Below are 5,954 nucleotides of genomic sequence, written 5' to 3'. Positions count from 1 at the left end.
ACTCTTTCAGTCCCAGCACTAGTATGAAAGTGTACGGAGATGGGAGCCATAGATGCACCTCAAAAACTCCACTACACACTAAATCAATAATTTGGTAGTTCTACCAAAATGATCTTCTTGAGATAATTTTCCTCTGCGCGTAATCTCATATCCTGTAAACAAAAAAACCACCGCTACCAACGGTGGTTCGTTTGCCGGAATTTAGAGCTACCAACTCTTCCTTCCGAAGGTAACTGGCTTAAACGGAGCGCAGTAACCAAAACTGTCCTTTCAGTGTAGCTGTAGTTGGGCTCACACTTCAAGAACTCTGTGTATAGTCCGCTATACAAACTTCGCTCCGTAAAACCGTTACCTGTGGCTACCGCCATTGGCGCTTTGTCGTGTCTGTCAGGGTTGGACTCAAGAGAACAGTTACCTGAACAAGACGTGGTAGTCGGGCTGAACGGGGAGTTCGTGCATACAGCCCAGCTTGGAGCGAACCACCTAAGCAGCACCCAGTGTCAGGCGTGGTATGAGAAAACGCGGCCATAACAGCGGAAAGACACGGGCTAAGCTGTAAGGTGGGAACAGGAGAGCGCACGAGGGAGCCACCGGAGGGAAACGTCCGGTATCTTTAAGTCCTGTCGGGTTTCGCCCCTTCTGATTTGAGCACCGGAAATCAGCAGATTTCTGTGATGTTCGTCAGGAGGGCGGAGCCTATGGAAAACCGGGATGCCGGGGACCTAGCTCGGGGGGGAAAGGGGGGCTGTTGACGTTGAACTGGAGGGTCTATGGCTGGTCGTCTGCATGTTGTATCTAAGACTGAAAAGCAGTTTCTTGATGACGCTGTTTTTGCAGCGGAACGGGCAAAAGGCAAAAAACTGTCCGGTCCGGAAAAAAAAGAGGTGCTGCGCGTTGCCCGTGAGCAGCTTCTGGGACAGCGTGAAGCTGAGGCCGCTAAACAGGCACGGGCAGAAGAACGTCAGGCCGCTGAATTCACCTGGATCAAACCTAAGCCTTTCCGTCGTTAGCCGGTAACGCTCGCCGCAGCGTTCATCTGGCGCAGCCAGGGGAACCGAGGAAGCGTCATTTCACCTGTTTTCAGCATATGGCTCTTACGCAACGGAGCGTCTGATGACGAAACAGCAAAAAACTGCGCTGAACATGGCAAAATTCATTCAGGACCAGAGTCTGCTCCTGCTGGAAAGGCTCAACGAGCTGGATTTTGACGGTGAAGCGGATATGTGTGAAAAGCTCCATGAGGATGCTGAACGTCTTCACAGGAGTCTTCTGGCAACGTTAACTCAGGAATAGCGAAATCTGCATGGCAAAAGTGTCAATCAGTGAAGCAGCCAGGCTTGCCGGCATTAGTCGCCCTACCATTTACAAGCTGATGAACAGTGGACAACTTAACTTTACGTCTGTTGTAAAGGCGGGAAAGACTGTAAAGAACATTGATACATCTGAGCTTATCAGAGTTTTTGGCACCATTGGGAACTTCCCTGCAGCAACAGAATTTACAGTAAAGCCAGAGCAGGAAATTACACAGGTTAACAGTCCTGATTTACAAGATTTACAGCATAAAATTGAGTTGTTACAGAAGGAAAATGAAGGTTTAAAAGAGGCTGTAGCCTCCCGGGATGAACATATCAGCTCCCTTCGGCAGGCAATGCTGCTTCTTGAGCATAAACAGGACACGCAGCAGCCCTTACCGCCTCCGGCTAAATGGTGGCAGTTCTGGAAATAACAGGTTTTTAAACCTGTAACCTTACTTTTACCCGGTGCTTCGGTCCCGACGACACGGTTACTTTTGCGCTTCCTGCGTCTCAGCTGGTATCTGTGCATCGGGATGACAGATTGTTGAGTTCTTACGAGGTTTCCCCAGGTCGCTGACCTGTTCGCGCTTACGCCGGGCTGACTTGCGTCAGACTCCCTCCACACACCCGCTTCCGGGTGTCGCCATCGATACCGAGCTGATTATTTTCCTTTCTTTCTGAATACGTCTGCAGTGATGTCCGCAGCGCTGGGTTAAGGCCCCTTCTGGGCGTATGAAAACACGTAATACGTGCACGTCAGATTGTGGAGATCGCCGTCAGGCGTTGTGCCGCAGGGGCTGCAGCGTGGTTTTTTCACGCGTCACTTTGTTCTCGTTTCACTCGAACCAAAGTGACGCCGTTCAGTCCGGAGGAGCGTTTGCCTCTGCAAACAGGTGCATTCCGGAAGACGGAATGGTGATCGCAGGGTGTAGCGGGCTGTCATGGTTATGACTGCCGGCAGCGGATGGCAGGGCGGTCGGTGCCGGTCACTGCATTGTGAAATGTACCCTCATCGTCGCGTCGTAGGTGCGCTGTTTGTGACGATATCTGCTTCCAGGGGCGGGCAGATGTACCACGCTTTGCGTTCTCCCTTTCAGGCTGCGGGAGTGTTCTCTACAGCCACCCGAAGGCGATCCTCTCAGGCCGTGGGATCATTGGTGGTCGTCATGGACGACAGGATTACCCGGGCATACTATCAACGTAAATTCGTGACGGTCAACCGGAGGTCGTGATGAGCGTATCTATCAAGTCGGCAAAATTTGATCCCTACAACATGTGGCTGCAGCTGAGCGACGGGCGCACCCTGGGCGTACCGCTGTCTTATTTTCCCACGCTGGCCGCCGCCACCGCAGAGCAGCTTGCAACGTTTGAACTGAGCCCGCGCGGCATTCACTGGGACGGGCTGAACGAAGATCTGAGCCTTGAGGGCTTTCTGGTCACGCAGAAACTGCAGCAGGTCAGAACACCCTAACGCCGGACAGGAAATGTTTTGTGACCACAGCCGGCTGCGCCGGCGCCACAAAACAGCGGGACAAGATGTGTCTCTGGAGTACCGCCGGCGCGCCAGAGCTTTTCATCAGGCGCGGCCCGATACCCTGAATTTCGTCCGGACGAAATTTTTCTGTAGTTAAGACTAAGGGCAGGATTCGCGAAGTGGTAGCGGATGCACCCACTGCAAAGCTGCCGCGCCTGGCGGCTTGGCCAACGCTTCACGGCCGCACAGTAAACTGCGCGCCCGTTCACCGTTATCCGATGAGTTTTATGCCGGAAATATGCCCTTGGTTACAACATACGCGTGAAACCGCCCACTATTCACCTGCGTGCATAGCCATGCAGCCGCGCAGAAATTATCAGGGCGGATTTTCGCGGTTCCGGGCAGGGAAAGGGCCGGGTTCTGGCCCGGAGGCCGCAGAAACGCGCTGAGGGGCTCTCAGGGGGTGCGGGCAAGAACTCTTATGTTAAATACGGGTGCCTGACCGGTTCACCCGGAGCTGCCGCGCTCAGTGCAGAGATGACGCCTTGCTGCCGACCTCCAGAATTGCCGACTGGATGTCTCTGATAGCGCTGCGTATCGCTGCCTCCCGCCACGGTTCCTCTGTTGCGAGCAGGAAGGTCTGGAGCTTCAGGAGCAGTGTGGCATTGGTTATGCGCGCCCTCTCATCGAGCAGATCAATGACGGCCTCGCCCATTACTGTGTCAGACAGCCTTTCTTCTTCGTTTCTGTACATGCGTGACCTGCTGCTGTGAAAGCTCTGCCTGGACGGCAGGCGAAGCCTACAGAATACGTGAAAACTGCCGCTCTGGCAGGGAAGGAACTTAAATAGCTTTACGTTGCCCTATTAGAGACAGAGATATTCCTCTGTAACGAATTTTCCCCGCCCTGAGCGGGTTTTTTTGCCTTAAAAACGTCAAAAAACGATCGATGCGGCAGTCTGAGCGCTGTGCACGCCTGATTAAGCGCAGAGGGAAAAAGTTAAGGCTATGCTTTATCTGGCTTTACTTAACTCAAACCGGAGGCGTTATGACGGGACGTAGAGGCGGTGCCGGCAATTTTGCGGAAAATCCAGAACGGGCTGCAGAAGCCGGCCAAAAAGGTGGCCGCATAAGCGGCGGGAACTTCAAGAATAACCCAGAGCGAGCCCGTGAAGCAGGCAGAAAGGGAGGCAAGATCAGCCGGAGAGGTGCTCCTGAGCGCAAGGTTTCCTGAGATGAGTTGCTGAAGACCCGCCTGGCGGGTTTTTTCATGCCCTGCGCAAAAGTAGCGTTATGTTAAATACAACATGCAGGCTGAGGGGGCAAAAAGGGAGCCGTCGATATTTTATGACCGGCTTCGCCAGCGCCATACAGGCCAGACTGGCAGGGCTGCATCCTGTTAAGCGCTCAAAAAAAGGACGCTGGTATGCTGCGGAACAAAGATGGAACGGGCAGCAGGAATTGAACCCGCATCCTCAGCCGTAACAGCTGATGTAATACCTTTTATACCACGCCCGTGTAAACCTACCGAAAGCGCAGGATCAGCACAGTCAGAGGGATGGCTTGCCGGAAAGCTGTCTTTTGGGCGACACGCAGGAGGTGCTCGTGAGGCGGGTACCGCACCGGCTGCAGACAGCCCCGTGAGGCGTATGCGGCTTTTCGCTCCCGGTGGTGTATCGGAATGTCTGGCTCCCGCATTTCGGGCAGTGAAAACACAGATTGCACATATTAATCTGACCGTTCCGCTTATCTCATGATAATAAACTATAGTTACCGTGATTCCTTTCAGTTATGCAAACTTTAATGCCGCAATGGCATGAGTCCTGTGATGTGTACGGTCCAGTTTTCAGCTTGAGGCCCCGCGGTTGTGTTTTGCGGGGCTTTTTTTATGAAGCCGGTACGGCCCTGAGCGGCTTTTGTGGTCATGCGCAAAAGAGATGTTATGGTAAATCCGGGGGGCTGGCCGGTTCACCCGGAGTTACCGCGCTCAGTGCGTAACTGACGACTGTGCGCCTGTTGTGTTGCCTTCCAGGACTACCGCCTGAACGCTTCTGATGGCGTCGCGTATGGCCGTCTTCCGCCACGTTTCATCTGCGGCGATCAGGAAAGTCTGGAGCTTCAGAAGCAGCATGGCATTGGTTATGCTCGTCCTCTCATCGAGTAGCTCAAGAATAGCTTCGCCAATTATTGTGTCAGACAGCTTTTTGTCTTGGTTTTCGTACATTGTGGACCTGCTTGCTGTGAGTTATGCCCGTACGACAGGCGAAGCCTGCAGGATACGTGAAAACTGCTGCTCTGGCAGGGAAGGAACTTAAATAGTTTTACGTTGCCCTATCAGAGACAGAGATATTCCTCTGTAACGAATTTTTCCCGCCCTGAGCGGGTTTTTTTGCCTTAAAAAACGATCGGTGCGGCAGTCTGAACGCGGCGCACGCCTGATCCGGCGCAGAGGGAAAAGGTCAAGGCTATGCTTTATCTGGTCTTACTTAACTCAAACCGGAGGCGTTATGGCGGGACGTAGAGGCGGTGCCGGCAATTTTGCGGAAAATCCGGAGCGGGCGGCAGAAGCCGGACGGAAAGGCGGTCAGGCAAGCGGGGGAAATTTCAGAAACAGTCCTGAACGGGCCATTGAAGCCGGCAGAAAGGGTGGTCAGATCAGCAAGAGAGGCTCTTCTGGCCGCAAGGATGCCTGAAACGCGTTGCCCAAAACCCGCCCCGGCGGGTTTTTTCATGCCCTGCCCAAAAGGGATGTTATGGTAGATATGAATATTTGTAGCATCTTCTTCCCGTTTTATAACTGCTGTAGAGATATAATGACAGCATCTGTCATCTTTTTTATGCGAAATTCGCTGCGGCGGTAATAAGTCCATTTACCCACCTTTATCGCTTCAAGTAGTCCAGCATCATGCAAACTTTTTAGGCATAGCGAGGTTGCGGGTTGTGATAAACCCGCCTTGTCCTGAATGAGACTGGCACAGACACCATATTTTTCGAAAGGAAAAAGCTGAGAATAATCAGCAAATTCCTCTTCTGGATTTTTCAGCCATTTTAGGATAGAAACCCGAGTAGGGTTACCTAGTAACTTAATGGCATTTTCCGGTGACATGCTGCCTCACAAAATTAGGGATAATAAACAGGATAATCAGTATATCCTTTCTCAGTACCACCATATAGAGAGGATCTGTC

At 52.6% G+C, this 5,954-nt stretch carries 9 protein-coding genes and 1 tRNA gene; 6 read left to right on the top strand and 4 right to left on the bottom strand.

Translation table 11 applies throughout. The features are described 5' to 3' along the window. Nucleotides 1-770 precede the first annotated feature (770 nt). The 4 genes from HA43_RS18220 (at nt 771) to HA43_RS18205 (ending at nt 2,766) form a co-directional block, all read left to right on the top strand. Nucleotides 771-1,010 carry a hypothetical protein gene (locus HA43_RS18220; RefSeq protein WP_094112313.1) on the top strand — a complete coding sequence of 80 codons (240 nt, stop codon included), beginning with the start codon at nt 771-773 and terminating at the stop codon, nt 1,008-1,010. Nucleotides 1,011-1,113: 103 nt separating this feature from the next. Beyond that, nucleotides 1,114-1,293, top strand: coding sequence for a Rop family plasmid primer RNA-binding protein (locus HA43_RS18215; protein WP_094112312.1), 180 nt, complete (start codon nt 1,114-1,116; stop codon nt 1,291-1,293). A gap of 10 nt (nt 1,294-1,303) precedes the next feature. Further along, entirely contained in the window at nt 1,304-1,726 is a 423-nt protein-coding gene (locus tag HA43_RS18210; RefSeq protein ID WP_094112311.1) for a helix-turn-helix domain-containing protein, read from the top strand. Between the two features lie 800 nt (nt 1,727-2,526). After that, nucleotides 2,527-2,766 carry a DUF2442 domain-containing protein gene (locus HA43_RS18205; RefSeq protein ID WP_094112310.1) on the top strand — a complete coding sequence of 80 codons (240 nt, stop codon included), beginning with the start codon at nt 2,527-2,529 and terminating at the stop codon, nt 2,764-2,766. Nucleotides 2,767-3,295: 529 nt separating this feature from the next. Here the strand turns inward: HA43_RS18205 and HA43_RS18200 are convergent. Continuing rightward, nucleotides 3,296-3,523 carry a hypothetical protein gene (locus HA43_RS18200; RefSeq protein WP_094112309.1) on the bottom strand — a complete coding sequence of 76 codons (228 nt, stop codon included), beginning with the start codon at nt 3,521-3,523 and terminating at the stop codon, nt 3,296-3,298. 293 nt (nt 3,524-3,816) lie between these two features. On the opposite strand from HA43_RS18200, the gene HA43_RS18195 reads away from it, so the two are divergent. After that, nucleotides 3,817-4,002, top strand: a complete 186-nt coding sequence (locus tag HA43_RS18195) for a con-10 family general stress protein (RefSeq protein ID WP_094112308.1) — start codon at nt 3,817-3,819, stop codon at nt 4,000-4,002. A gap of 209 nt (nt 4,003-4,211) precedes the next feature. Here the strand turns inward: HA43_RS18195 and HA43_RS18190 are convergent. Together HA43_RS18190 and HA43_RS18185 are read right to left on the bottom strand one after the other, a co-directional pair. Next, nucleotides 4,212-4,286 (bottom strand) — tRNA-OTHER (locus HA43_RS18190). Between the two features lie 469 nt (nt 4,287-4,755). Then, on the bottom strand, nt 4,756-4,992 hold the full coding sequence (locus tag HA43_RS18185) for a hypothetical protein (RefSeq protein WP_094112307.1): 237 nt from the start codon (nt 4,990-4,992) through the stop codon (nt 4,756-4,758). A 283-nt stretch (nt 4,993-5,275) separates the two neighbouring features. On the opposite strand from HA43_RS18185, the gene HA43_RS18180 reads away from it, so the two are divergent. Continuing rightward, nucleotides 5,276-5,461 carry a con-10 family general stress protein gene (locus HA43_RS18180; RefSeq protein ID WP_094112306.1) on the top strand — a complete coding sequence of 62 codons (186 nt, stop codon included), beginning with the start codon at nt 5,276-5,278 and terminating at the stop codon, nt 5,459-5,461. 98 nt (nt 5,462-5,559) lie between these two features. Here the strand turns inward: HA43_RS18180 and HA43_RS18175 are convergent, their stop codons facing one another. Next, on the bottom strand, nt 5,560-5,874 hold the full coding sequence (locus HA43_RS18175; protein ID WP_094112305.1) for an ArsR/SmtB family transcription factor: 315 nt from the start codon (nt 5,872-5,874) through the stop codon (nt 5,560-5,562). Nucleotides 5,875-5,954: the final 80 nt, after the last annotated feature.

Source organism: Pantoea eucrina (genome assembly GCF_002095385.1).
Taxonomy (GTDB): domain Bacteria; phylum Pseudomonadota; class Gammaproteobacteria; order Enterobacterales; family Enterobacteriaceae; genus Pantoea; species Pantoea eucrina.
This window is presented reverse-complemented; position numbering and strand designations above follow the sequence as displayed.

Coding starts and splice junctions, on each gene's coding strand:
- HA43_RS18220 (WP_094112313.1), top strand. CDS start 771: ATGGCTGGTCGTCTGCATGTTGTATCTAAGACTGAAAAGCAGTTTCTT.
- HA43_RS18215 (WP_094112312.1), top strand. CDS start 1,114: ATGACGAAACAGCAAAAAACTGCGCTGAACATGGCAAAATTCATTCAG.
- HA43_RS18210 (WP_094112311.1), top strand. CDS start 1,304: ATGGCAAAAGTGTCAATCAGTGAAGCAGCCAGGCTTGCCGGCATTAGT.
- HA43_RS18205 (WP_094112310.1), top strand. CDS start 2,527: ATGAGCGTATCTATCAAGTCGGCAAAATTTGATCCCTACAACATGTGG.
- HA43_RS18200 (WP_094112309.1), bottom strand. CDS start 3,523: ATGTACAGAAACGAAGAAGAAAGGCTGTCTGACACAGTAATGGGCGAG.
- HA43_RS18195 (WP_094112308.1), top strand. CDS start 3,817: ATGACGGGACGTAGAGGCGGTGCCGGCAATTTTGCGGAAAATCCAGAA.
- HA43_RS18185 (WP_094112307.1), bottom strand. CDS start 4,992: ATGTACGAAAACCAAGACAAAAAGCTGTCTGACACAATAATTGGCGAA.
- HA43_RS18180 (WP_094112306.1), top strand. CDS start 5,276: ATGGCGGGACGTAGAGGCGGTGCCGGCAATTTTGCGGAAAATCCGGAG.
- HA43_RS18175 (WP_094112305.1), bottom strand. CDS start 5,874: ATGTCACCGGAAAATGCCATTAAGTTACTAGGTAACCCTACTCGGGTT.